General features: G+C 39.5%; 24 protein-coding genes and 1 pseudogene. 6 read left to right on the top strand and 19 right to left on the bottom strand.

Annotation, left to right across the window (positions count from 1 at the left end; translation table 11 throughout):
- Positions 1-5: 5 nt before the first annotated feature.
- Both MFLO_RS06600 and MFLO_RS06595 read right to left on the bottom strand, forming a co-directional pair.
- A complete protein-coding gene (locus MFLO_RS06600; RefSeq protein ID WP_036097192.1) occupies positions 6-911 on the bottom strand; it encodes an iron-hydroxamate ABC transporter substrate-binding protein in 906 nt (301 codons plus the stop codon).
- A 782-nt stretch (positions 912-1,693) separates the two neighbouring features.
- Complete coding sequence (locus MFLO_RS06595) at positions 1,694-2,707, bottom strand: PTS sugar transporter subunit IIC (RefSeq protein ID WP_036097191.1); 1,014 nt, start codon at positions 2,705-2,707, stop codon at positions 1,694-1,696.
- Between the two features lie 204 nt (positions 2,708-2,911).
- Here MFLO_RS06595 and MFLO_RS06590 point away from each other — a divergent pair, with 204 nt between their 5' ends.
- A complete protein-coding gene (locus tag MFLO_RS06590) occupies positions 2,912-3,091 on the top strand; it encodes a hypothetical protein (protein WP_036097189.1) in 180 nt (59 codons plus the stop codon).
- A gap of 37 nt (positions 3,092-3,128) precedes the next feature.
- On the opposite strand, the gene MFLO_RS06585 is transcribed toward MFLO_RS06590, so the two are convergent.
- The 6 genes and pseudogenes from MFLO_RS06585 to MFLO_RS06560 form a co-directional block, all read right to left on the bottom strand.
- A complete protein-coding gene (locus MFLO_RS06585; protein WP_036097187.1) occupies positions 3,129-3,422 on the bottom strand; it encodes a nucleotide pyrophosphohydrolase in 294 nt (97 codons plus the stop codon).
- Between the two features lie 57 nt (positions 3,423-3,479).
- The gene (locus MFLO_RS06580; protein ID WP_036097186.1) at positions 3,480-3,806 is read right to left on the bottom strand and encodes a thioredoxin family protein; all 327 of its coding nucleotides are present in this window, start codon (positions 3,804-3,806) and stop codon (positions 3,480-3,482) included.
- Positions 3,803-4,240: a flavodoxin gene (locus tag MFLO_RS06575; RefSeq protein WP_036097185.1), complete on the bottom strand. Its 438-nt coding sequence runs from the start codon at positions 4,238-4,240 to the stop codon at positions 3,803-3,805. The genes MFLO_RS06580 and MFLO_RS06575 overlap by 4 nt, the downstream gene beginning before the upstream one ends.
- Entirely contained in the window at positions 4,237-5,286 is a 1,050-nt protein-coding gene (locus MFLO_RS06570) for a ribonucleotide-diphosphate reductase subunit beta (RefSeq protein WP_036097184.1), read from the bottom strand. Before MFLO_RS06570 ends, MFLO_RS06575 begins: the two co-directional genes overlap by 4 nt.
- Before the next feature lie 92 nt (positions 5,287-5,378).
- A pseudogene (locus tag MFLO_RS06565) lies at positions 5,379-7,654 on the bottom strand (ribonucleoside-diphosphate reductase subunit alpha).
- 496 nt (positions 7,655-8,150) lie between these two features.
- Positions 8,151-9,488 carry an MATE family efflux transporter gene (locus tag MFLO_RS06560; RefSeq protein WP_036097183.1) on the bottom strand — a complete coding sequence of 446 codons (1,338 nt, stop codon included), beginning with the start codon at positions 9,486-9,488 and terminating at the stop codon, positions 8,151-8,153.
- Positions 9,489-9,694: 206 nt separating this feature from the next.
- Between MFLO_RS06560 and MFLO_RS06555 the strand changes: the two genes are divergently transcribed.
- A complete protein-coding gene (locus MFLO_RS06555) occupies positions 9,695-10,036 on the top strand; it encodes a YxeA family protein (RefSeq protein ID WP_036097181.1) in 342 nt (113 codons plus the stop codon).
- A gap of 20 nt (positions 10,037-10,056) precedes the next feature.
- On the opposite strand, the gene MFLO_RS06550 is transcribed toward MFLO_RS06555, so the two are convergent.
- The 3 genes from MFLO_RS06550 to MFLO_RS06540 all read right to left on the bottom strand — a co-directional run bounded on the left by MFLO_RS06550 (position 10,057) and on the right by MFLO_RS06540 (position 11,955).
- Positions 10,057-10,425 carry a hypothetical protein gene (locus MFLO_RS06550; RefSeq protein ID WP_036097179.1) on the bottom strand — a complete coding sequence of 123 codons (369 nt, stop codon included), beginning with the start codon at positions 10,423-10,425 and terminating at the stop codon, positions 10,057-10,059.
- A gap of 144 nt (positions 10,426-10,569) precedes the next feature.
- The gene (gene pta / locus MFLO_RS06545; RefSeq protein ID WP_036097256.1) at positions 10,570-11,547 is read right to left on the bottom strand and encodes a phosphate acetyltransferase; all 978 of its coding nucleotides are present in this window, start codon (positions 11,545-11,547) and stop codon (positions 10,570-10,572) included.
- Between the two features lie 189 nt (positions 11,548-11,736).
- Positions 11,737-11,955 carry a helix-hairpin-helix domain-containing protein gene (locus MFLO_RS06540; RefSeq protein ID WP_241433567.1) on the bottom strand — a complete coding sequence of 73 codons (219 nt, stop codon included), beginning with the start codon at positions 11,953-11,955 and terminating at the stop codon, positions 11,737-11,739.
- Positions 11,956-12,133: 178 nt separating this feature from the next.
- Here MFLO_RS06540 and MFLO_RS06535 point away from each other — a divergent pair, with 178 nt between their 5' ends.
- Together MFLO_RS06535 and MFLO_RS06530 are read left to right on the top strand one after the other, a co-directional pair.
- Positions 12,134-12,430, top strand: coding sequence for a YkyB family protein (locus MFLO_RS06535; protein ID WP_241433566.1), 297 nt, complete (start codon positions 12,134-12,136; stop codon positions 12,428-12,430).
- A 164-nt stretch (positions 12,431-12,594) separates the two neighbouring features.
- The gene (locus tag MFLO_RS06530) at positions 12,595-13,740 is read left to right on the top strand and encodes an aminotransferase class I/II-fold pyridoxal phosphate-dependent enzyme (protein ID WP_036097174.1); all 1,146 of its coding nucleotides are present in this window, start codon (positions 12,595-12,597) and stop codon (positions 13,738-13,740) included.
- 39 nt (positions 13,741-13,779) lie between these two features.
- Here MFLO_RS06530 and MFLO_RS06525 read toward each other — a convergent pair whose 3' ends face one another.
- The 7 genes from MFLO_RS06525 to MFLO_RS06490 all read right to left on the bottom strand — a co-directional run bounded on the left by MFLO_RS06525 (position 13,780) and on the right by MFLO_RS06490 (position 21,152).
- The gene (locus tag MFLO_RS06525; protein WP_036097173.1) at positions 13,780-14,925 is read right to left on the bottom strand and encodes an ArgE/DapE family deacylase; all 1,146 of its coding nucleotides are present in this window, start codon (positions 14,923-14,925) and stop codon (positions 13,780-13,782) included.
- 136 nt (positions 14,926-15,061) lie between these two features.
- Entirely contained in the window at positions 15,062-15,922 is an 861-nt protein-coding gene (locus MFLO_RS06520; RefSeq protein WP_036097171.1) for an NAD(P)-dependent oxidoreductase, read from the bottom strand.
- A complete protein-coding gene (locus tag MFLO_RS06515; protein WP_051993539.1) occupies positions 15,919-16,923 on the bottom strand; it encodes an ElyC/SanA/YdcF family protein in 1,005 nt (334 codons plus the stop codon). Before MFLO_RS06515 ends, MFLO_RS06520 begins: the two co-directional genes overlap by 4 nt.
- 172 nt (positions 16,924-17,095) lie before the next feature.
- Positions 17,096-18,013 carry a hypothetical protein gene (locus MFLO_RS06510; RefSeq protein ID WP_051993538.1) on the bottom strand — a complete coding sequence of 306 codons (918 nt, stop codon included), beginning with the start codon at positions 18,011-18,013 and terminating at the stop codon, positions 17,096-17,098.
- A gap of 639 nt (positions 18,014-18,652) precedes the next feature.
- A complete protein-coding gene (locus tag MFLO_RS06500) occupies positions 18,653-18,961 on the bottom strand; it encodes a hypothetical protein (protein WP_036097170.1) in 309 nt (102 codons plus the stop codon).
- Positions 18,962-19,167: 206 nt separating this feature from the next.
- On the bottom strand, positions 19,168-20,886 hold the full coding sequence (ptsP, locus tag MFLO_RS06495; protein ID WP_036097169.1) for a phosphoenolpyruvate--protein phosphotransferase: 1,719 nt from the start codon (positions 20,884-20,886) through the stop codon (positions 19,168-19,170).
- Positions 20,886-21,152 carry a phosphocarrier protein HPr gene (locus MFLO_RS06490; protein WP_036097168.1) on the bottom strand — a complete coding sequence of 89 codons (267 nt, stop codon included), beginning with the start codon at positions 21,150-21,152 and terminating at the stop codon, positions 20,886-20,888. Before MFLO_RS06490 ends, ptsP begins: the two co-directional genes overlap by 1 nt.
- Before the next feature lie 369 nt (positions 21,153-21,521).
- Here MFLO_RS06490 and MFLO_RS06485 point away from each other — a divergent pair, with 369 nt between their 5' ends.
- Together MFLO_RS06485 and MFLO_RS06480 are read left to right on the top strand one after the other, a co-directional pair.
- A complete protein-coding gene (locus tag MFLO_RS06485) occupies positions 21,522-21,731 on the top strand; it encodes a YkvS family protein (RefSeq protein ID WP_173400576.1) in 210 nt (69 codons plus the stop codon).
- A gap of 108 nt (positions 21,732-21,839) precedes the next feature.
- Positions 21,840-23,321, top strand: a complete 1,482-nt coding sequence (locus MFLO_RS06480) for a phytoene desaturase family protein (RefSeq protein ID WP_036097164.1) — start codon at positions 21,840-21,842, stop codon at positions 23,319-23,321.
- A gap of 37 nt (positions 23,322-23,358) precedes the next feature.
- Here the strand turns inward: MFLO_RS06480 and MFLO_RS06475 are convergent, their stop codons facing one another.
- Positions 23,359-24,147 (bottom strand): hypothetical protein, encoded by a 789-nt coding sequence (locus tag MFLO_RS06475; RefSeq protein ID WP_036097162.1) that lies wholly within the window; start codon positions 24,145-24,147, stop codon positions 23,359-23,361.
- Between the last annotated feature and the right edge of the window lie 73 nt (positions 24,148-24,220).

Genomic DNA, 24,220 nt, shown 5'->3' with positions numbered 1-24,220 from the left:
AATCTTTAGTTTCCTAAAAAATAATCTTCAAAAGTTTTAAGTTGATAATCGAGCGTAAGCGCGTCATTAAAGTAAAATTTATTGGCATCTACTTCAAGCACATGATTGTTTTTCACAGCCGGAATATTCGTATAAGCGCTTGTTTTCATGAAAGAAGTATCCGAATCTTCATATTTGCTAAGCACCATGTAATCTCCTGTATAATTGCCTAGTTGCTCCACAGAAACCGCGTAATAGCCTGATTTAGCCGAAGCTTTTTTCACAGTTTCAGGCATTTTCAGCCCCATTGTTTGGTACAAAATTTCCGTTCCACGTCCCCAATTATCACCAAATACATAAATTTGCTTATCAAAATTTTCAGCCACTGAAATCGTCTTATCTTTCCCGATTTTCGCTTTAATTTTCGCACCTATTTTTTCAGCACGTTGTTTAAAGTCCTTTACCCAAGCTTTCGCTTCTTTTTCCTTGTTCAAGACTTTCCCTATTTCGACGTGCTGATCAAGATAGTTATTCTTGCCATAAGTGAAGGTAACAAGCGGCGCAATTTTCTTTAATTTATCTTGATTTTTGATTGTATTTAAGCCAAGGATTAAATCCGGTTTTAAAGCAATAATCTCTTCAATGTTCTCATCCGAAACTTGCTTCGCTCCTTTTAGTCCTTTAGCAAAATTTTCATTATTCATGCTCCAACTATCTGCCCCAACAACTTTAACGCCAAGATTTAATACATCACCTGCATAGGTTGAAAGGACAACTACTCGCTTTGGATTTGCCGGAACTTTAATGTCTCCAGCTTCAGATTTATATGTAATCGTTTCTGACTTTTTGCCAGCTGTTTTATTCGAATCAGTTCCGCACGCTGCTAAAACTAATACCATACAAAATACTATAAAAATAAGACCCTTTTTCATTGCTTAACCTCTTTTCACTGATAATCATTCTCAATGAATATCATATACGTTCCTAGCTGAACTGTCAATTGATTTACCAAAGAAAATTAGGACGAAAGAAGTGAAAGTTCCGACTTTTATTTAATAGAAAAAGACTTTCGTCTCATTTTTAAAAAAAGAGTTTGAAACTGGTGAAAACGGTTATAGTATAGTAACAAAACGAAGGAGAGGCGATGCGAATGAAAGATATAATTATTCATTGCGCACACAATGTTTAACATCGCTTCCAGTTTCTAAGTCGTGTGTGTACAAGCTGAATTTTCAGCTTTGTCATATGCCGGTAACGTCTGATGAATGGTTTAATGGATTTCAAGCTTGCAGGAGGAAGGCGCTGATATTAGCCGCTTCATGAGTGTTTGATTTGAAATCCAAGTTTTGAGAAACGGATTTTTCGTTACGTCAGAAGCTTTCTTAACGCGGAAGCCGACGAACCTAGTATCGTATTTATTTATGGCAAGACTTCACTCTCAAGTGATTCGACCGAGTAAGAAGTAAGTGTCACAAGGTTATAGCGGTTGAAATAGTCAGGGAAAGAAGAATGGGTTCCTGCTGATTCGATAGATTTTCGTTTGATGAATCAGTTAAGACTGGTTTTCACTTTAAGTGAACAACAAGCCTAACCGTTGCTTCTCTCAAAAAGTGTTATGTTTATTTCAGAAACATCAGGCAAACCGGCCATCAGATGAGTGGCAAGACAACTCATCGAAACAACCCCCTCGCATGAACGATGCGAGGGGGTTGTTTTATTCTAATTCAATACGCAAGTCGCCTTCTTTAAGTTTTTCTCTTTTAAGTAAAATTGGACGAACAATGAATGCTACAGCAGCCGGTAAAATAATCGCTACCGCTGCAAATGAAAGAAAAGTTCCGATACCGTAATGGGCAATCATATAAAGCGGTGCTACAAATGCACAGAGACCCATCCCTGCAATTTCAGCGGTTGCTTCTAGATGTAAAACGAGAACCCCGAGCGGACCTGCAACAAGTGTTATAAGTAGCGGGATAATCATCAAGCTTGGTTTTCTAATAATGTTGGCTGTTTGGAGTTTCGGCGTAATAATAAGTTGGGCAAAGAAGGCTCCCCAATTATTATCCCGAAAACTTAAGATCGCAAAAGTGGCAAATTGAACGGTACATCCAATTAATGCGGCCGCGCTTGCAGTCGGATCAAGCTGGAGTGCGATCGCTAGCGCTGCAGATGAAGCTGGACTTAAGATCAATAATCCGAAGATCAAGGCTATGACCATCGAAGAAATAAGCGGTGATCCAGATACAAGTATTGTGATGAACTGACTGATAGCCACAAGCGTCGGTGTCATTATTTTTGAAAACAGCAGTCCGGATAGTCCTCCGGAAAGAAGTGAAACGGCTGGGATCAAAATCATATCAAATCTTGTTCCGGTCACGCGCTTTCCGGTCCAAACCGCTACAATCACTGCTAGGATGGCGCCTACGGGTTCACCGCCGGCTATTGCATAGCCGCCGTTAGCAAGTTCTACGATACCCCCTCCGCCGATAATTGCCGCTGCCCCGGCGCTAATGACAACTAAAGTGTTTGCTTTCAAACAAATCGCGATGCCGATTCCAATTCCTGGTATCAACATGTTTTTTCCAATTGCTCCGATTTTCATGAGAAATTCTAGTCCAGCTAAATCACCGATGGTTTGTAGCAAAAGCCCCATTCCAAGTGTGACGAGTACCGCATTTGCGATACCCATTGAGGCTTTGTAAGAACGGTCAATAAAATACTCTTTCATCTTCAACGTTTCCCCTTTTCAAATTCAATTCTTTACTATTGTACGTCCTTTCCTGTAAAAAAGCTAGCTTTAATTGTCTTGTCACCTGTAAATATAAAAGGAAATAAATTTTCAAGCTGTTATACGGAGAAAAAATAAAATATTTCCCCCCTTTTCCTCAAAAATTGCGTATAATAAAATTAACAAACAGAAAGGAGCGTTCAAATGAAAATAACAGGTCTGATTTTGCTTATTCTCGGAATTATCGGTGCGGCTGTTTCGTTCAGTATTCCTGGATTAGTCGGTTTTGCTGTTTTCCTCATTTCGCTCATTATGATCGTTTTGAGTATCATTTTCCTCGTGAAAGCGAAAAACCGCCGCAACACCTCTTATTCATTCAGATAATCGAAAAAGGAGGCAAAATGCCTCCTTTTTTATGTGGTTATTCCCAACTTCGACGTTTGTTTTTTTCCATTTTCCGCCGCACGATATCTGCCCCGTCAAGGCCAAGGCTGTCCGCAAGCTGAAGTGAATAGATGAGCACATCGCCAAGTTCATCTAAAATCTCGTCCTGCTTGGTTGCGACAGCTTCAGCAGAATCTTTCCACTGGAAGCACTCTAGAAGTTCCGCGGCTTCAATCGAAATTGATAACGCTAAATCTTTTTTTAATTGGTACTGATCTTGCCAGTTGCGCGACTTTAGAAAATCTGCAATTTCATTTTGTAATTCTTTCATGCAAAAGTTCCTCCTTCTAGCAAAAAAGCCTCGTTCGAGGGCTTTTTAAGTAAAACCTTACGCATTTTCTGCCAAGGCTTCTTCAATTTTGTTAGGTGGAATAAATCCGTTTAAACGTGTTACTTCTTGACCAGATTTATAAAGAACAAGGGTTGGTGTTTGACGAATATCTTGATCAAAAAAGAAGTTTTCGCCCATCTCTTCCAATTTTACCTTTAAAACTTTCACCTTATCTGCTTGATCTGAGTTATTGAACTCTTGAAACGATAAATCAAGCATCTTGCAGTTCGGACAATTATCCTTCCAAAAATCCACATAAATGAGTTCGTTACTTGTCATATGTTTTTTAAAATCTTCGAGCGATTTAATTTCAATACTTGTCATTTCGCTTCACTCCTCTTCTCCAGAACCTGCTGGACAAATTGTTTAATTGCAGTCGCATCGTTTTCGGTATGTGGCATTTGTTCAATTTTAAGTGTCGGGTATTCTGTTCCAAAAAACTTCTGCATCCGGTCAACAGCTCCGCAAAAGTTTTCGACACCCCACTGTGTTTCCCCAGTCCCAAACAAAGCGATGTGTTCGGGTTTTTCTGCAAGTTCGGCAATAAAGTCTTTCATATCTGGTGGTGTTCTGCCGAAGTCGACCGTCCATGCCCCCAACATGTACAGGTCGTATGTTTCATCAAGTGGGTAATCCGCATCCGGTGTCACACGAAAAGCTGTCACATCATGACCAAGCTGCTCGAGTTCTTGCATAATCATATCTGCCACCATTTTCGTATTGCCGCTTAATGAATCATATGCGAGCAGGATTCTCATAGATCATCAAATCCGTTATCAATGTTCGTCTTCTTATAGCTTGAGTTGCGCATTTCAAAGAAGTCAGTTTTCGTTTCTGTGAAGTTGTCCGCATATGCTTTAATCCATGTCATTGTGTTGTCACTGTACCCTGGATAAAGCTCATCCATACCTAGCATACCAAGCATTTTGTTTGCACGGTATTTGACATAGTCAACCATTTCATCAACGTCGATACCTTCAATTTTTTGAAGTACTTCACTTGACCATTCTGTTTCAAGCTCTACAGCATGCTTAAAGGCTTCATGTGTATATTCAATCAGTTCGTCTGTTAAAAGCTCTGGATTCTCGCCTAAAATCGCACGAATCACTTCAGAAATGAACTTCGAGTGTGCAAGCTCATCGCGATTAATAAAGCTGATAATTTTGCCTGTTCCTGTCATTTTATTTTGACGGACTAGATTATAAAAATAAGCAAAGCCGCTATAGAAATTAATACCTTCGAGAATAGACGATTGGATTAAAGCTTTTACAAGCGTTTCACCCGACTTATGTTCCATAAAATCATTGTATGCGTCCATAATCGGTTCATTTCGTTTGATAATCGTTTCGTGCGTACGTGCAAAATCGAAAATCCGATTTTGATTTTTAAGGTCTGTAATGGAAGCCAGTACATAAGAATAACTTTCATTATGAATCACTTCTTGCTGTCCAATAATGGCTGCATTCGCATGCACAGCGGGATCTGTCACATATTCAGCAATATTGTAAATAAAACGGGTTTGCGGTGAATCAAGCGTTGCAAGCAAACCAATAATCGCATCAAAAGCATAGCGTTCTTCTTCTGAAAGTTGCGGATACTGCTTAGCATCGCCTTTCATATCTACTTCATCTGGAATCCAGTAGTTTGTTGAAAGTTCTTTATAAGCACGGTAAAACGACGGATAAGGAATGTCATTCCAGTTCAAGATTCCGCTTGTTTTTCCGTTAATAATTGCCGTCGAATGATTGGGATTCAGCGGTTCCAAAATTTTAATGCGCGTTAATTCCTTGCTATTTTCTCCCATCGGTCAAGTGACCTCCTTTAAAGATTTCCGTTTTATGTAAAAGCCGGAGCCGAACAATTCGTCTTGCTACCCCGACTTCTAAACAATCTAAATCAACTTGAGCACCATTCGCACTCTTCTACGTCGATATCATTTGACCGCACATAGTAAGTCGTTTTTAGACCTTCCCGCCAAGCTGTAAGATGAAGTTCAAGTAATTTACTTGCTTTAATACCGCTTGGAACATAGAAGTTAAAACTTAGCGATTGGTCAACATGGCGCTGACGACGTCCGTTCTGTCTGACACTTGCAAACTGATCTAGTTTATAAGCACCTTTTTCATAGTACGGATAGGTCGATAAGCTTAAATCTGGAGCGATCACTGGACGTCTGTAATCTTTCTTCTCTTCATAATAGAATGCACTATATATCGGATCAATTGACGCAGTTGAACCGGCAATTTGAGCTGTACTCATGTTCGGTGCTACCGCTACAAGATACGCATTGCGAATGCCGTTTTCTGCTACATCTGAAGCAAGCTCTTGCCATTTATCGCTCGTATAGTTGCGGCGCGAGAAGTATTCGCCTGTATTCCAGTCACTGCCTTTAAAGATTTTATATGCACCTTTTTCTTTAGCAAGCTTAGCACTTGCTTGGATGGTTAAGAAGTTAATCTTTTCATAAAGCTCATCCGCAAATTCCTCTGCTTCAGCTGAGTCCCATGCGATATTTTTAATCGCAAGCAAATGGTGCCATCCAAATGTACCGAGACCGATAGAACGATATTTTTTGTTCGTAATGGTGGCTTGCGGAACTGGAAGCTCATTCAAGTCAATTACGTTATCAAGCATCCGTACTTCCACATCGATTAAGCGCTCAAGCGTGCCTTCTTCTGCCAGCACAGCACGACCCAAGTTAATTGAAGACAGATTACAAACCACAAAATCTCCAGCTTGTTTCGTAATAACAATTTGATCGCCTGAAATGATTTCTTGAATCACACGAGTTGGACTCATATTTTGCATGATTTCCGTGCATAGGTTACTTGAATAAATCATTCCTTCATGTCTGTTTGGATTCATCCGATTGACTTCATCACGATAGAACATGAATGGATTACCTGTTTCAAGTTGGCTGACCATTATGCGTTTCATAATGTCGATTGCTTTCACAATTTTTTTTGCTGATTGTTTCATCTGCTACAAGCTCTTCATATTTTTCACGGAAAGACCCTTCGCCTTTTTCTTCGTCATAAAAGTCTTGCAAGTACCAGCCTTTTTTTATTTTTCACTTCATGTGGATCAAATAAATACCAGTCTCCGCGGCGTTCAACAGCTTCCATGAATAAGTCTGGAATACAAACTGCTGTAAATATATCATGTGCACGTAAACGCTGATCTCCGTTATTTAAGCGAAGATCAAGGAACATTTCAATATCTTTATGGAAAACGTCTAGATAAACGGAGATAGCTCCTTTCCGTTGACCTAGCTGATCCACGCTGACTGCCGTATTATTCAGTTGTTTGATCCAAGGAATGACACCGCCGCTTGCGCCCTTGACACCGCGAATTGGTGCTCCGGTTGAACGAACATAGCCCATATAAGCACCTACACCGCCGCCATGTTTTGATACACGCGCCACGTCTGTATTGCTGTCGTAAATCCCTTGCAAGCTGTCATCAATCGTATCAATAAAGCAACTTGAAAGCTGTCCGCCAACTTTTCCAGCATTAGCAAGAGTTGGAGTTGCAACGGTCATATAAAGATTGCTAAGTGCCCAGTAAGCTTCTTTAACAAGTTCCATTCGTTTTTGTTTTGGTTCTTCCTGCATCAAGTATAGAGCGATTGTCAACCAGCGTTCTTGGGGAAGCTCATAGACATTACGCGCTTGATCCGTTGCTAAATAACGTGTTGCAAGCAAGTAAAGACCATTGTATGTAAACAGCTTGTCTCTTTCCGGATCAATCAATTTTCCTGCTTCGATCAAGTCTTCTTTTGAATAGTTTTTCAAGATGTTGCCGGAATAAATCCCGCGTTCTCCCAAACTTTCTTGAAGTCCAATATAAGAACCATATTTATCATCATCATTATAGAAACGGTTTTTACTAGCTTTTTTATATAATTTATTTAAATAGAGTCGTGCTGCGAAGTGTTCCCATTCAGGCAGATGAATGTCCGTTCTCGCTTCTGCCTCGCGAATTAAATAATCGACAAGATCATCCGCTGCATATTCTTCTTTTTTCTCAACGAACTGAAAAATTTTCCGTTTATAATCTTCAACATCTAGTTTCGGAAATTCCTCATGAATTTTATCTAGGTAACGATTTAAACGTTCTGGATCGAAAGGCAATTTTCGATTTCCGCCGTCTTTTACAATATAAGTCGTCATTTGCACTCCCCATTTCTCAATAATTCTGCAACTAGTTTCAACCAGCTCGATCGCATATCCCTCTTTTATGTTTGTTCATAAAAATTAACTTTTTTAGTAGAAAAAATCTTCTGTAAAAAAGTTAAATAATAGCGATGCAATATTTGGTGTTAACACTATATATAGTATAACTTTTTAATTGTGAATTCAAGATATAGTACTCGACTGTTCATTTTGAAAGCGAATACATTCTAGTATTATCAAGGAAAAACAGTCATAAAAAAAAAGCAGAACCACTTTTTGTGATTCTGCTAACAACATCTGACCATATTTGATTCAAGTCTTGCTGCCGCAAGGTTTTCAAAATGAACTGCTTGATCTTACTAAAATTGTCAAACGATTTCAAACTTTAATTTTCACAATCTCATTTCTTATATACATAAAACAATAGATTTTTCAAGCGAAAACCCATCATTCATAGATTGTGTATTTTATTACATTAACTTCCTGCTTTCACTTAAGCAGGAAGTTTAAAAATGTGTTTACGATGTGCATAAAGCATGATACTTGTTGCGACGATTAATTCTGAAATTGGGATAGCGCTGAATACGCCCGATGCTCCGAAAAACGGCGGTAGAATTAGTAAGAAAATGACCATGAAGATCATCTCTCTCGCCACTGTAATCCACGTAGCCATTCCAATCCGATTGGTAGTTTGAAAATAAGTCATCATCACAAAATTGAATCCCATGAACAAATAAGCTGAGAAAAAGATTCGTACACCGAGTACTGCAAGGTCATGAATATCTGTATCAAAATTGCCGAACATCCGCACAATTTGATCCGCAAACAACAAGCCGATGATAAAAAATAACACGCCCGTTCCAACTGCTACAAAAGCCGCAAGTCGAACCGTTTGTTTTTCACGCTTTACAAGTTTTGCACCGCGATAGTAACTGATAAGCGGTTGTATGGCCGAACCCATACCAAGAAACATCATCAAGATCACACTGTGCGAGTAATTGAGTACGGAAAAAGCAGCAACACCAGCTGTTCCTGCAACAGCTGCAATCGCGATGTTGTAGCCCATCGTAAAAACTGACATTCCCAGTTCAGATAAGAAGCTCGGGAGTCCAATCGAAAAAGTCTTTTTAATTGAGTCAAAGGTTAAACTAAATCCGGTCAACTTCAATCGGCTGTTTTTTTTGAAAAAGTGAGTACTTAAAATAATTACACCGACTGCCATTGCTGATACTGTTGCAAGAGCCGATCCGCGCACGCCTAGGTTAAAAATGAACAAAAAGCTGTAGTTCAAAATAACATTGACAACCGCTGTCACAATCAAAGCAACCATAGCCAAATTCGGATCTCCGTCGTTACGAACAAAAATACTCAAAATATTTTCAAGTGTTAATACAAAACCAAACAGTAGCAAAACATTCATATATTCCATTACGTAACTAATCGTTTCATCGTTTGCACCAAGCAAGTAAGCAAGTGGAATTCTAAAAATAAAAGCAAGAATCGCAAGTAAAATCGTAATCAAAAGCACCATAATAATGGAACGGGTAAAAATCACCTGCGCCTTTTTAATATCTTTCTCACCAAGTGCAAATGAGTATTGCGAAGCTCCGCCGATGCCAATCCAAAGCGAAATTGCTGTGAAAATGGAGAATACAGGAACGGCAATGTTGATTCCAGCAAGTGCTACTCCTCCAAGTCGATGCCCTACAAAAATACCGTCAATGACAATATTAACAGACATGAGGAGCATGCCAACCAGCGATGGAATAAGGTACTTCACAAATACTTTTCCGACAGAACCTTGTTCTAATGTTTGATCGAAATTTTTCATTGTTACACATCTCCTCATTTACCTAACGGTTATTAGCTTCTCTATTTAACCATACTTTTCCCAGAAAAGGCAAGCTTTTTTTGCTTTTAATATGACAAAATTGTAAGCTTTGCTTTCTGTTTTGTTAGTTTACGAAAGGGAATCTATTCTTCAATTGTTGTAAACTAAATGTAACAAATCAAACTCGTAGATATGGGGAGAGTATCATGAAGAAAAAAACCGCATTACTCGGAATTGTCGCAACTTTGCTTTTATCGACTGTATTAATTTTCGAATATGTCATTCCAGACGATCAGACAGCAAGCCCTTATTTCGTAAAAATGAAATCTGATGGTAAACCTGTCACTAAAAATCAGTTTAAAGGATATAAATATACGGAAACTGTCTATGATACAAAAGGAAAAGCAAAAAGGCTCTCCTTTTACTCAGATAAAAAGTTAGCACGCAATAATCATTTTAAAATTGTAGTCAGCACCAATCATTTAGTATCTACCTACAAAAAAATTCAATCTCTGCCTGAAAACATTCAATATTTAGCAGAAAAATAAGCCGTCCTTTAAAGGGCGGCTTATTTTTTCACTCGAACATTTTCATTATAATATTTAACAACGTGGCGCACAAAAAGCTCAGCAACAATCATCAGTAGCCATGTATAAACAATCATGAAATGTTCGCCAAACGGCTGATAATATTCTGAATCATTTACGAGGAAAAAGTGAGCGAATAAAAAAGATAAGCCTAAACTTCCAAGATTCCAAAGCAGAAGACTCGTCACACGATATTCTTTGCTAAAATACCCTGTTAGTGCAAAATACAGCACCGAAAGCGGCACCAGAAACCACGGGTATGTAGCAGAAGTGGCAAAGGCATATTCTAAGTAAAAATAAAGAAACGGAGCTGGAATAAATGCTAAAATAGGGAATAAATATCGTTTCATTGGTTTCACCTTCCTTATTTCTATCTCTACCCGCTGAAACAGAGTTTTAGACATAAAAAAGAACCCGCAAATCTTAAAGATGTTTCCTTCCGGCAAACTAGACATTAACCGGGGCAACATTAACAATTGCAGGTTCTTCTTATTTTATTTACTCACTGCTTGAGCAGCCGTAATCAATGATAAATTATAGACATCTTGGGTATTACATCCACGCGACAAATCATTGACTGGTGCATTTAAACCCTGTAAAATCGGTCCCACTGCTTCAAAATTCCCTAACCGTTGCGCAATTTTATAGCCAATATTACCCGCTTCAAGACTTGGGAAAATAAAGACATTCGCATCACCTTTTAAGACCGAATCAGGAGCTTTTTGTGCAGCAACACTTGGGACAAAAGCGGCATCAAACTGAAACTCGCCATCCAGTGTAAGCTCAGGTGCCTTTTCCTTCGCCAGTTTCGTAGCCTCAGCTACTTTCTCGGTTTCTTCCGATTTTGCAGAACCTTTTGTCGAGAAACTTAGCATTGCAACACGGGGCTCAATATCAAAGATTGTTGCTGTTTCAGCACTTACAACTGCATTTTCAGCTAAATCAGCTGCAGTCGGTGCGATATTAATTGCAACATCACTGAAAAGATAACGTTCCGTATCGCGTACCATGATCATTGCACCTGCTACTTTAGAAATTCCTGGTTTCGTTTTAATGATTTGCAGTGCGGGACGAACAGTGTCTCCTGTTGAATGGATTGCCCCACTTACAAGGCCATCTGCTTTTCCTGTGAAAACGAGCATTGTTCCAAAATAATTTGGATCAAGTAACATTTTTTCTGCATCTGCTTGCGTCGCTTTTCCTTTTCTTCGTTCAACAAAAGCCGCTACGAGTTCGGCAAAATCAGCATCACCTTCCGGATTTTTGACTTCAATGCCTTCAAGTGAAACTCCGGCTTTTTTTGCAGCTGCTTCTGTCTCTTCTTTTGTGCCTAGCAAAATCGGTTCAACGATTCCTTCTGCTTTTAATTTTGCCGCTGCACCGACAATCCGCTCGTCGCTTCCTTCTGGTAAAACAATTTTAACGTTTTTCCCTGTAATTTGCTGTTTAATCGAACTGAATAAATCGCTCATGTCTTTCATTTCCTCCATTTTCCTTCGAATTCCTCATCTTACCTATCATACTATAAAAAAAACCTAACTTGACAGGCAAAAAAAACTTGAAAAACAGCTTTTCACAAGACCTTTACTGCTATAGGACAGGGAAAAGGGGATTTTACTAGAGCAGAAAATGCTACTTCTTGCTGTTGATTTCTTCCTGTACTAATTTATTTTCTTTTCATTTCTTGCTTCCGCCTCCCTGAAAGCGAGTCCTGCTTCTTTAAGAGCCTTGCGCATCACCGGATATGACTTTGGGCCAATTCCGTGTAAGGCTGCAATTTCACCTTCCGTACATGCTGCGAGCTTTTGATAAGAATCAATCTTCTCCGCAAGCAAAGCGCGACGTGCCGGTTTCGATAGCATACTCAAAAAAAACGTCAAAGTCCATCAGCATTCCTCCCTTTATTCTTTTCATCATTATATAAAGACTTCTTTCTCCTATCTACAATTTAAGCTTACCGATCGGTTATTGCTGGTTTTCTATTCGGAATCAGTTATAATAAGAAATAAATGTATACATAATTAATAATCAGATTTTATGAAAAAGGAGCCTATCCCGATGAAACAATCGACAGAAACTATAGCAGAAGCAGTTTTCATCATCAATCGCCATAGCAAAACCGCTACACGGCCAAAATACTTATACCAATTGAAACGTGCTGCACTCGATAAATTAATTCATGAAAAACGCGCCAATAAAATTGGGTTACAATTTTCTCATAACCCTAAAAATTGCCGACAGCATTCACTTGTCTTGATCGAATGTGCATCATTTTTTTTCCACCTTCCACCAGACCGAGAAGATTTAAAAAAAACTGACTCATCTAGGCAAACAACAAAAACTTTCTCCGACTAAAAAACCTGTCATGAACTTCAAATATGCTAGATCCATCCTCGAAAATTATACGGGCATACAGCCTGAAGAAGAAAATCGGCCAAAGCCATTTGAAAGCACCAGTCCCTATTTCCGCTGATTTATGATATGATAAAACACAGATCAAAAAGAAAAAGGTGAATGTGATGCCAAAACCAATCCGACCCGAACTAAGTGACATACAAGTAAGCGGAATCCGCCGCTTTAATACCCGTGTTTCCGGAATTGACGGGATCATCAAATTGACACTTGGCGAGCCTGACTTCCCGACACCCGAACATGTCAAACAAGCAGCTATACAAGCGATCAAAGATGATTTTACCAACTATACAAACAATGCAGGAATGCCTGAGCTTCTAACAGCAGCCTCTGATTATTTCAATCAAAAATACCAGCTAAATATCACGGCTGATGAAATCATTACAACCGTTGGAGCTACAGAAGCCATCGCTGTTGCACTCGAAACACTTCTTTCAGCTGGCGATGAAGTTATTTTGCCTGATCCGGTATATCCAGGATACGAGCCGCTAATACGCCTTCTTGGGGCTATCCCTGTTAAAATTGATACAACAGACAGCAACTTCAAAGTTACCCCTGAACAACTTCAAGGCGCCTTATCGCCTAAAACGAAGGCTGTTATCCTGCCTTATCCATCCAACCCAACCGGTGTCACTCTTAACGAAGCTGAATTGAGTGGTTTAGCCGATGTTTTAAAAGATACAGGCATTTATGTTATAGCAGATGAGATATATAGCGAATTAAATTATGAAGCGCTCCACTGTTCGATGCGACGTTTCTTGCCGGAGCAAACCATTGTCATTAATGGTCTATCAAAGTCTCATGCCATGATCGGCTGGCGCATTGGTTTTTTGATGGCTGAAAAACCATTGATTCGCGAAATGCTCAAAGTCCACCAGTACAGCGTAACGTGTGCTAGTTCAATCAGTCAGAAGGCTGCGCTTGAAGCTGTTACGAATGGAAAAGACGACTGTTTGCCGATGCGTACAGAATACAAGACCCGTGCCGGCTTTGTTCAGCAGCGCCTTCAAAAAATGGGGTTTGAGATTATTCCACCGGATGGCGCATTTTATTTCTTTGTCAAACTGCCGGATTCCATCACAGAAACGGCCTTCGATTGGGCTGTCCGCCTTGCCGAACAAGCTCGAGTCGCGGTGGTTCCTGGAGAAGCCTTTTCAGAAAAAGGAGATCGTTATTTTCGATTATCCTACGCAGCATCATTTGATATCCTTGTCGAAGCGATGGAGCGTATGAAAGCATTCATGAAAGCGTAAAAAAAACGATTCAAGCCGTGGCTTGAATCGATTTTTTATTTACTGATTAAAATAATTGATAACCATTTCTTTATAAATATCAATCATATCCAAGTAGTTTTTCACGTCAACACACTCGTCTACTTGGTGCGCCAATTGGGCATTTCCCGGACCAAAAATAATTACCGGAAACTCTTTTTTCGCTTTAATAAATTCTGCTGCATCCGTTGTACCAGGAGAAGCCACTAACGGAATAGATTCACCCATTTTATTTTTATAACCTTGTTGAGCCAGTTTCGCAATGCTAGAATCTTTATCGCTGAAAACCGGAAGCTTATTATAATCCCAAACTAGATTTAGTTTGACATCTGCTTGTTCATTCAGCCGATCAACAATCTTCTTAAAGACACTTTGAATTTCAGCATTATCCACTTCAGGAATCGTTCGAATATTTCCTTGTAATTTCGCAAATTCAGGAATGCTATTGACTTGATTCCCTCCAGTTACAACTGTCGCATTATGCGTAAAGTCGCCAAGCAATTTGCTAGTTTCATTGACAGACGCTACAAATTTCTCCACTTCATTGTAAAACAGCATCAAATTGTCAATCGCATTAACTCCTAGTTGAGGCATCGAGCTATGTGCATTTTTACCAATTGAAGTAACTGTATAATTCATCGAGCCTTTGTGCGCAAAGCAAATTTGCGGACCGCTCGGCTCACCAATGACAAGCGCATCAAGGTCATCTGCATAACCATTTGAAGTCAACTGCTCAGCACCCAACTCTCCAACTTCTTCCCCTACCGTTGCAAGCAATTTCACTTTGCCTGGTAACGCTTTTTTCTCGTCTTTTAATTCAATCATCGCAATAACCATTGCCGCAAGACCGGATTTCATATCTGTTGAACCTCTGCCGTAAAGCTTTCCATCTTTTTCAGTAGCTTCAAACGGTGGAAAACTCCATTTCGATAGATCACCGGCATCTACAACATCCATATGCCCCGAAAATCCTAACACTCGTTTTCCAGATTCACCAATTTCACTTACTAAGTTGGCCCGCTTTTCAGCAAACTGCACTTTCTTTGAATCAATTCCGTGTCTTGCAAACAGATCAGAAAGATAACTCGCTACCGCTTCTTCATTCCCATTAGTCGAGTCGATGTTAATAATGTCCTTTAAAATTTGTACTCGTTCTTGTTGTTCCATGCTAAAACCTTCCTTCTATGATTTCTCTAGTCTCTTTCCCTTTATCACCAGAAATAAAACAAAATCACACAAAGAATACAAAACTTAATAATATTAACAAAAACCTCTCTTTCGTTAGAAAAGAGAGGTTTTTATCTTAACGATAATACTTTATCAAAGCTTGAGTACCAGCCTCGCTAAGTCCATTCTCAGCCAAAGTTTGATACATTTTTTCAGCAAGTTCGAGCCCCGGCAGCTCTAGTTTCATTTTATTGGCCTCATCAAGCGCGATCCGCATGTCTTTAATAAAATGTTTGATGAAAAACCCTGGTGCAAAGTCATCCTTTAAAACACGAGGAATCAAATTTGACAGCGACCAGCTTCCCGCAGCCCCAGAAGCAATGGACGCTAGAACAAGTTCAGGATCAAGTCCAGCTTGCTCGGCATAGACGATCGCTTCTGTCACACCGATCATATTAGATGCTATAGCAATCTGATTGACCATCTTCGTATGCTGACCCGAACCAGCCGGCCCTTGCCGCACAATATTTCCCCCTAAAATTTCAAAAATTGGCTTAGCTTTTTCAAACACCTCAACTTCTCCACCAACCATGATCGAAAGTGTTCCGTTTTTAGCGCCGATATCTCCGCCGGAAACAGGGGCATCAAGGACATCAATCCCCGCCGCTTTCCCGTCCTGATAAATCTCTTTTGCAAGTTCCGGCGAAGATGTTGTCATATCAATCGCAATCGCACCCGGCTGCATGGTTTCAAGAAAGCCACCTTCTGATAAGTAGAGTTCCTCAACATCCGTCGGATAACCGACCATTGTGATCAAAACATCAACATGCCCTGCAAGTTCAGCCGGATTATCATGCCACACCGCTCCAGCATGAACCAGCTTATCCGCTTTTTTCTTCGTCCGCGAATACACATGCAAATCAAAGCCAGACTCCATCAAATTTCGAACCATGCTTGATCCCATTACTCCAGTTCCTACAAAACCAATTTTTTTCATTTTTTATTTCCCCCTCTATAAGAATAATGAAAATGCCAAAACTGCAAAGATAAAAAAATAAAAAATCCAATGATAATCAAATGCACCTTTTTGTGCATCATCACAATGGCAATAAATTCACGGAATAAAGCACTTGGCATATAATAAAATGCTGTTTTCGAACCTATCCCCTGGCTTTTTAGCCCAGCCTTACGCGCATATAAACTAGCTCGAAACAAATGAAAATTATTTGTCGTAAAAATACTGTTATACCGCTCCATAATAGCATCCATTTTCGCCTTAGAAAACTGCATATTTTGAAGTGTATTAACCGACTGATCCTCCATAATAATATAGTTTTCAGGAATACCTTTTTCAATCAAATACTTTCGCATCGCATTTGCTTCCGAAGTCAACTCGTCAGCTCCTTGCCCGCCCGAAACAATAATCGTAGCATGTTTTCCTTTTTTATCTGCTTGCTGCCAAAAAAAAGAAGTCGCCTTATCTAATCTACTTGCAAGAAGCGGCGGTACACGCTCCCCAATCAAACCGCTGCCGAGTACGATGATAAAATCCTGATTGAAGCGCGGAAAATTATACTGATAAATAAATGTTGAAACAAGGAAAGTTATAAAGAAAAACGTAAAATAAGCAATGACCGTTAAAATAAAGAAGTACACAACCCATAACAACGGACTGTTAATGGTCAAACCTTGCGCGATTCCGGCGATGAATAACAGTAAAAAACCAAGCCCTGCAAACATCGGAAGAAGATTAGCAATTCTTCTTCCTTCCTTTTTTATCATCGTTCGCCCATTCATAATCAAGCCGATAATCAGACCAAAGAAAAAGAATGGAATTAGCAATACAAGTAAAATCAAAATCCCAGCAACCAGCACATGCATGAGATCTGATCTGCTTGTACTTGTCGCTGCAAACGCCCAGTATAGAATAAATAAAATGGCAAAGAACAGTCCAATTGTCAGGAATACCCCATTACTAATCCTTCGCTTATCCCAAATATAAAGCCCTAAAAAAAATCACTAAAAAAAAACATTGCTGCGTAAGCAAAGAACATGTTTTCAACCCCTTTTTCAATTTCCTTCTCTATTATACGGACTTTAAACCCTAACTTTCAAGAAGAAACGAAAAAATGAGCCGCTTCTTTCCGCCGCGGCTCACCTAACAAATTGATTAGCGATAACACTTCGAGCACGCTGAGAGACCACGGCTTTTTGCCTCAGCCAAAGTTGCTTGTGTATAAGTTCCGTTACCACATTTCCGTTTATGATATTTTGATCCCGTTGCAGTGACAAGTACCGGAGTTGACTCATCTGCCGATGGTGCTTGACCTGAACTACCTCCACCTTGAACGGCTCCATTTCCATTCGCATTGCCGCCACTTGATTTATCTCGCGCTGCTTCCTGTTGCTTCCGCAATTCTGCTTGCTTCTTCTCTGTCTCAGCCTTTGCTAGCTTTGCTTTTTCTCTTTCTGCTGCCTGACGCTTAGCAGTGATTTTTGTATTGATATCACTAATTCGTGTGGTATAACTTGTTTTTGATAAATGTTTACTTGTCGCTATGTAATTTTCAGCATTTGCTAAATCCGTGCTGTTCAGACTTGCTTCTGCTTTTTGAAATAATTGATCAGCCTCAGTTTGCTCAGCTTGCTTTTCTTCGAGTGCAATTTTAGCTTCTTCTTCTTTTTTACGTTCCGCTTCTTTCAATGCTAAGTATGCTTGACTTGGAGCAAGTGAAACATCCACTTTTTGTTCTTCAAAACCACTCTTAACTGATTTAACCTCAGCCGTGTAAGTTGTTTCAGCCTTCAATTCTCCGCTGATCGTAAAATTCCCATCTTGATCTGCCGTCCCTGATTTTTCGCCATCCAAATATAGCGTTGCATCAGATTCAGTCTTTCCAGAAATCTCAAAATGTCCCGTATCATTTGACTCAAATTCCGTTTTCTCCAGTTCAAGACTAACCTTCTTGATTTTCTCTTCCGTCTGTACATCTTGATTAGACTTATCAGAAACTGCTTCAGAACCGCACGCAGCAAGCCCTGAAGTCATAACAACAAAGAAGCTAAAAATCACCATTAATCGTTTCATTCAAATCTCTCCCTTTTTTGTTTTTAAAATTTGTTGTTTTCGCAAAAAACATCTATCAGTTAATTCGAAATTTACACTTACACTATTACATGTTTTAAAGCATTGAGCTAAAAAAAACGAATAACCTAACAAACCGTTCCTCCAGCCAAGTCTCCCTAACAAATCGATCTCCTAATAGCATTTCGAGCAAGGAGTCAGCCCACGGCTTTTTGCCTCGGCCAAAGTTGCCTCTGTATAAGTTCCGTTACCGCACTTCCGTTTATGATATTTCAATCCCGTTGCAGTGACAAGAACTCGAGTTGACTCATCTGCAGATGGTGCTTGTCGCTTCGAGCCTCCATCAGACCCGCTACTTCCCTCAGTTCCCCCAGAAGCTTCACGCTGCTTTTTTTTGCTTCTCCTGTAAGGCTTGTTCGTCTTGTTTAGCCTTTTTGTCTTGCTCAACTTGCTTTCTTTTTGCTTCATCTGCCCGTTCCTTTTCTAGTGCTGCCTGCTGTTTGTCTTCCTCAATTTTAGCAAGAGCTGCTTTTTCCGCTTCACTTTTGATCGAAGAATTATCAACCTTGACAGTCTCTGTAAACTTGATAACTTTCTTCTTTGTTACCGTGTCTCCTTTTAAATTTCCACCTTTTTTACCAATTATTTTTTTAAGTTTATCCGTTTGCTTTTTTGGCTGATAAGATTGGTATTTAATTTGATAAGTTCCATTCGGTAAACCATCAATGGCTTTTTTTTAATTTGCCATCTTTTTTTTACTTTCAACTTGACTTCTTTCTCATAATTTTCCGGTCCAGTAACAATCGCAAAAAATTTCATCTTATGCGGCAAATTCGTCTGTGCATGTAAAGTGATTTCATCCTCACTTACTTCACTTGCTGCTAATACGCCAACATGAATCGCTTTCGATGCCGCTTCTGCTGACTGACTTTGCAGAGAAAACGCTGCCAAAAAAAATAAAAAAGTATAAAAAACAGATTTTTCATTTTGTTACTTACTTGTTGTTTCATTATTAACGCTCCCTTTTCGTGTATGTATCGAATCCTAAGCTCATCTTCCTTTTCCAAAGCTCAATCATCGCTTCTTTTAACTATATCATGTTTTTCTCATTTCGACTATAAAAAAAACGACTGGGTTACCCCAGTCGTTTCCACCGCTTATTCAGCCGTATATTTATTTACAAGTTCGACAACTTCTTCAGCCGTCGCCATGTTAAGTGCTGTATCAGCTAGTTCAACCATCTTCGTTTGATCCAAACGTTTGATAAGTGAGCGGGATTTCAAAATACTCGATGCACTCATCGAGAACTCATCAAGTCCCATACCAAGAAGTAATGGAATTGCTGTTTGGTCTCCAGCCATCTCACCGCACATACCAGTCCATTTTCCTTCTTTGTGAGAAGCATCGATTACGTTTTTAATCAGACGCAAGATCGATGGGTTATATGGTTGGTAAAGGTAAGAAACACGTTCATTCATACGGTCAGCAGCCATCGTATATTGAATCAAGTCATTTGTACCGATCGAGAAGAAATCAACTTCCTTAGCAAACTGATCAGCAAGAACAGCCGCAGCCGGAATTTCAATCATAATTCCAAGTTCGATATTTTGATTCACATCAGTTCCAGCAGCAACAAGTTTTTGTTTTTCATCCTCCAAAATTGCTTTCGCTTGGCGGAACTCAGCAACAGTTGCAATCATTGGGAACATGATTTTAAGTTTTCCGTGAACGCTCGCACGTAAAAGCGCGCGAAGTTGTGTGCGGAACAAGTCTTCATTAGCAAAGCAAAGTCGAATCGCACGGAATCCAAGGAAAGGATTCATTTCTTCAGGAAGATCTAAATACGGAAGTGTTTTATCGCCGCCAATATCAAGCGTACGAACTACAACAGATTTCCCTTCCATTCCTTCTAGAACAGCTTTATATGCTTCATATTGCTCTTCTTCCGTCGGGAAATTATCGCGTCCCATGTACAAGAACTCTGTACGGTACAATCCAACGGCTTCCCCGCCGTTTGAAATAACGCCTTCTAAATCATTAGGGGTACCAATGTTTGCTGCAAGTTCAACTTGGACACCATCTTTAGAAATCGTTTTTTCATTTTTAAGTTTTTCCCATTCTGCTTTTTGAAGTTCAAAATCAGATTGGATTTTTTTGTAGTGGGCAATCTCTTCATCAGTTGGGGCAATGATCACATTACCTTCAAGTCCGTCGATGATCACCATTTCATCTTTTTTCGTGTCAGCCGTTACTTCTTTTGTTCCAACAACAGCTGGAATTTCAAGCGAACGCGCCATGATAGCGGAGTGAGAAGTACGTCCTCCGATATCTGTTACGAAACCTTTTACAAATTGACGATTAAGTTGAGCTGTATCAGATGGAGTTAAATCCTTCGCAACAACCACGACTTCCTCATCAATTAGTGCCGGGTTTGGAATAGTTACACCGAGTAAATGAGAAAGAACACGTTTACGCACATCACGAATATCTGCCGCACGTTCACGCATATACTCATTATCCATCGCCTCAAACATACCGATAAAAGTATCTGTAGTTTCTTGAAGAGCGGACTCAGCATTCACTTTCGAACTTGTAATACTTTCTTTAATTGGATTGATTAGTTCAGGGTCATTTAAAACCAGCAAATGTGCATCAAAAATTTGAGCTTTATCTTCACCCAAACTTTTTGCAGCCTGTTCGCGAATTTTCCCGAGTTCTGACTGCGAAACTTCAAGCGCATCTTGAAAACGTTTAACTTCGCTTTCTGCATCGGCTACAACCGATTTTTCAAAAGACAAATCCGGTTCTACGAGCAGATAAGCTTTCGCAATGGCAATCCCATCAGATGCTGCGATCCCTTTCAACTCTTTTACCATTATTCAGCCAAGCCTTCTTTCTTAAGTACCTCAGTCAAACCTTCAATTACTTCTTTTTCGTCGCTGCCTTCAGCATGGATAGTGATGTCAGCACCTTTACCAATTCCAAGCGACATAACGCCCATGATTGATTTAAGGTTTACTTTTTTTCCTGTGTATTCGATTTGAACATCAGAGCTGTATTTGCTTGCCGCCTGTACGAGTAAAGTCGCTGGACGTGCGTGAATTCCTGTTTCATCAATGACTACAAAACTTGCTTGTTCCATAATTACATTCTCCTTTATTAAAGAAATTTATTGTGACCTTTTTCACCAAAAAGAGATATCAGCAAAAAAGGCTATCCCTCAACTTAAAAGACTACCATGTTTTTGCCCGTGTTACAACTAAAAAACGTGTTTTTTGGCTTAAAAAATCGTTACCCCTCCATTTTAGCCGAATTGTTTCGAAAACGCAATAACGTGCTGTTTTCGGGCTGTTTTCTGTCCCGATTTTCACATATTCCCACTATTATTCTTCTAGATAGGAATGTAAGGGTTAACAAATCCATTCGCACCTTAACCTTATTAGTTGCAATTCTTGTGAAATTAGTGCAGACTTAATTTAGTACTGCATCAATTTTGTGTGATACATCAACTATGGTGGGAGTGATAAATATGGCAAAAGCGCAGGTTGGCGATATTGTTGAATTCAAAGATGGTTTGACAGGAATCGTTGAAAAAATAAATGAAAACTCTGTAATTGTTGATCTAACCTTCATGGAGAATTTTAATGAACTTGGAATAGAAGAAAAAACTGTGGTAAACCACAAAAATTACAAAATCATTCATTCTGCTCAAAATGACTGATATAATAGAAAGAAAAGCGCAAATTAGCCTCTTAAGTTAACTTCGCGCTTTTTTAATGGATTAAACAGCTAACGAGGTGAACAAAGATGTCTCAAAAAAAAAGTAGCTATTATTGGTGCCGGACCGGGTGGACTTGCTTCGGCAATGCGACTCATAGCAGAAGGCTATCATGTTGATATTTATGAAAAGAACACATTTTTAGGCGGTCGAAGCAGCACATTAACCTTAGGTGATTACCGCTTTGATATCGGACCTTCTTCTCTCACTATGCCACATATGCTCACCTCACTATTTATGGAATGCAATCGTAAACTATACGATTATTTAACACTTCTTCCGATTGAACCGCTATACAAACTTTACTTTGCTTCTGGAAAAACCTTTGCACCATCTGGGAACCAAACCAAAACAATTGCAGAGCTGAATCGTGCTTTTCCTGGGAACGAGGCTAATTTTTTTCGCTTTATGAGTCACAATGCCAAAAAAATTCTCTACCTGACACCACTTCTAGAATACAGTTTTGATAATTGGATTGATTTTCTGCGACCAACCATGTTGCGTGCTATCCCAAGCCTTTCAATCGGTAAAAATTTAATTGACGAAACTTCAAAGTATTTCACAGATAAGGATTTACGCCTTGCCTTTACTTTTCAAATGAAATATATGGGAATGTCTCCTTGGGAAATTCCAGGCATATATAGTATCATTCCCTTTTCCGAATACTATTACGGGTCCTATCATCCAGTTGGCGGTCAAAACCAAATTCTGCAAGCAATGGCAACCGCAATTCGTGAAGATAAAGGTAATATTCATCTTGGCGCAAAAGTAGATAAAATTGAAACAAATGATCGTGAAATTACAGGGATGCGGCTTGAGAACGGGGAGCTAATAGAGGCAGATTATTATTTTCTGAATGCGGATTTTAGTTATGCGATGGAAAACTTGCTCGGATCGGATAGTCCGGTTCGCAAGAAAACGATAGAAAACAAGAAATACTCGGCTAGCGCTTTTATGATTTATCTAGGCCTGAGCAAACAATTTGAAATGGAGCACCAAACTGTTTTGTTCCCAGAAAATTATAAAGTTCATGCAGATGAAACCGTCAATCAAAAAGTGCTTTCGAAAGATTTTTCAATTCACATTACAAATCCCTCTGTAACGGATACAACAATGGCGCCAATCGGTCATTCAGCAATTCGAATTATGGTTCCTGTCCCAAATAATGACAGTGGAATCGATTGGGACAAAGAGAGCGAACCGTTCAAAAGGAAAGTTTTCGAAGCTGTAAAAACAAAGTTGGGCTTAACTGATTTGGAAGAACATATTATTGTAGAGAAAATTATTACCCCGAAGGAATGGGAAGAAGATTTTAATATTTATCGTGGTGCAATTTTCGGTATGATTCAGTCGCTCAGACAATCTGGCGCAGGGAATCCTGCCAGCAAACTTCAAAAAAAATTCCGCAACTTACTCGTTGTCGGAACTGCAGCGCATACGGGTACTTCACTTCCTTACATTATTGAAAGTGCTCGCTTTGCCACGAAAAAAGTATTTAAAAAAGATCATCATACTCCTGCTAATCGGTTTTAAAGAAAAGAACGGCCCGCGCGCGGGCCGTTCTTTTCGCTTATGTGCTGGTTTTGTCTTTCTTTGTATCTAAACTAAAGAAATAGCAGATTGTAAAAATAATATTCGCTATGATTCCCACTGTGATAGAGGCCCACAGATCCGCATAAAAGGACAGGAATACAAAGAAAGCAACAATAATCCAGTAGACAATCACGATTTCTGATTTTAAATCTGGATACTTCAAATTCTCCCATTTGTCCGTCAAACTTAAAATAAAGTAAATCATCAGATGGAGTATTAAGCCTAGTAGCCACCAGTTGGCGACGTCTGAAAATTGCAAGATGGTGAGCCCGTTCCCAAGAAACGGCATTTGTTTAGCTTGAACAGAAATTGGCTCGACAAGTACTTCAAAGATCATCACCATTGTGGCAGCAATCACTGCATACATCCCGCCGCGCAGCCAGTCAATATTTACTTTAAGTGTAATTTCGCGAGCAATAACGTGTGTTCCGGCGATCAATCCGATCCAAATGAAGCCGAATGTTACGGGTACACCTTGAATCATGAAGCCATAACCCGTGCTACTATAGGCTTCATCCGCGAAGCTGATCTGCATCCATTCGATGCTTGTCGTCACCACAAAGATTAAAATCGTGATAGCAGAGCCGAGACCTTTTCCGTATTGCATGATAAAGAAAACAGTCGCGAAGATACCTGTGAAAATCAAGAAAATTGAATTCACTCCGGCAATATCGCTCCGCAAGACACCTAAAGAAATTAACAGGACACTTCCAAGAAACCAAAAAATATAAAGCCAAAGTAAAAATTTATAGTTTTTCTCTAACACATCAACACTCCTTTGCTTGAACCAAGCAAAACTTCCCTCATTTATTATAGCAAACTCCACTCAAAAAAACTGT

This window comes from Listeria floridensis FSL S10-1187, assembly GCF_000525875.1.
GTDB classification, from domain to species: domain Bacteria; phylum Bacillota; class Bacilli; order Lactobacillales; family Listeriaceae; genus Listeria; species Listeria floridensis.
This window is presented reverse-complemented; position numbering and strand designations above follow the sequence as displayed.

What these genes read in the sequence shown, in the direction of transcription:
- MFLO_RS06550 (WP_036097179.1), bottom strand. Translation starts at nt 10,425, where the DNA reads ATGAAACGATATTTATTCCCTATTTTAGCATTTATTCCAGCTCCGTTT.
- MFLO_RS06575 (WP_036097185.1), bottom strand. Translation starts at nt 4,240, where the DNA reads ATGAGAATCCTGCTCGCATATGATTCATTAAGCGGCAATACGAAAATG.
- MFLO_RS06590 (WP_036097189.1), top strand. Translation starts at nt 2,912, where the DNA reads ATGAAAATAACAGGTCTGATTTTGCTTATTCTCGGAATTATCGGTGCG.
- MFLO_RS06595 (WP_036097191.1), bottom strand. Translation starts at nt 2,707, where the DNA reads ATGAAAGAGTATTTTATTGACCGTTCTTACAAAGCCTCAATGGGTATC.
- MFLO_RS06580 (WP_036097186.1), bottom strand. Translation starts at nt 3,806, where the DNA reads ATGACAAGTATTGAAATTAAATCGCTCGAAGATTTTAAAAAACATATG.
- MFLO_RS06585 (WP_036097187.1), bottom strand. Translation starts at nt 3,422, where the DNA reads ATGAAAGAATTACAAAATGAAATTGCAGATTTTCTAAAGTCGCGCAAC.
- ptsP (WP_036097169.1), bottom strand. Translation starts at nt 20,886, where the DNA reads ATGGTAAAAGAGTTGAAAGGGATCGCAGCATCTGATGGGATTGCCATT.
- MFLO_RS06525 (WP_036097173.1), bottom strand. Translation starts at nt 14,925, where the DNA reads ATGGAACAACAAGAACGAGTACAAATTTTAAAGGACATTATTAACATC.
- MFLO_RS06530 (WP_036097174.1), top strand. Translation starts at nt 12,595, where the DNA reads ATGCCAAAACCAATCCGACCCGAACTAAGTGACATACAAGTAAGCGGA.
- pta (WP_036097256.1), bottom strand. Translation starts at nt 11,547, where the DNA reads ATGAGCGATTTATTCAGTTCGATTAAACAGCAAATTACAGGGAAAAAC.
- MFLO_RS06600 (WP_036097192.1), bottom strand. Translation starts at nt 911, where the DNA reads ATGAAAAAGGGTCTTATTTTTATAGTATTTTGTATGGTATTAGTTTTA.
- MFLO_RS06520 (WP_036097171.1), bottom strand. Translation starts at nt 15,922, where the DNA reads ATGAAAAAAATTGGTTTTGTAGGAACTGGAGTAATGGGATCAAGCATG.
- MFLO_RS06490 (WP_036097168.1), bottom strand. Translation starts at nt 21,152, where the DNA reads ATGGAACAAGCAAGTTTTGTAGTCATTGATGAAACAGGAATTCACGCA.
- MFLO_RS06510 (WP_051993538.1), bottom strand. Translation starts at nt 18,013, where the DNA reads ATGAAACGATTAATGGTGATTTTTAGCTTCTTTGTTGTTATGACTTCA.
- MFLO_RS06485 (WP_173400576.1), top strand. Translation starts at nt 21,522, where the DNA reads ATGGTGGGAGTGATAAATATGGCAAAAGCGCAGGTTGGCGATATTGTT.
- MFLO_RS06560 (WP_036097183.1), bottom strand. Translation starts at nt 9,488, where the DNA reads ATGAAAAATTTCGATCAAACATTAGAACAAGGTTCTGTCGGAAAAGTA.
- MFLO_RS06535 (WP_241433566.1), top strand. Translation starts at nt 12,134, where the DNA reads ATGAAACAATCGACAGAAACTATAGCAGAAGCAGTTTTCATCATCAAT.
- MFLO_RS06555 (WP_036097181.1), top strand. Translation starts at nt 9,695, where the DNA reads ATGAAGAAAAAAACCGCATTACTCGGAATTGTCGCAACTTTGCTTTTA.
- MFLO_RS06570 (WP_036097184.1), bottom strand. Translation starts at nt 5,286, where the DNA reads ATGGGAGAAAATAGCAAGGAATTAACGCGCATTAAAATTTTGGAACCG.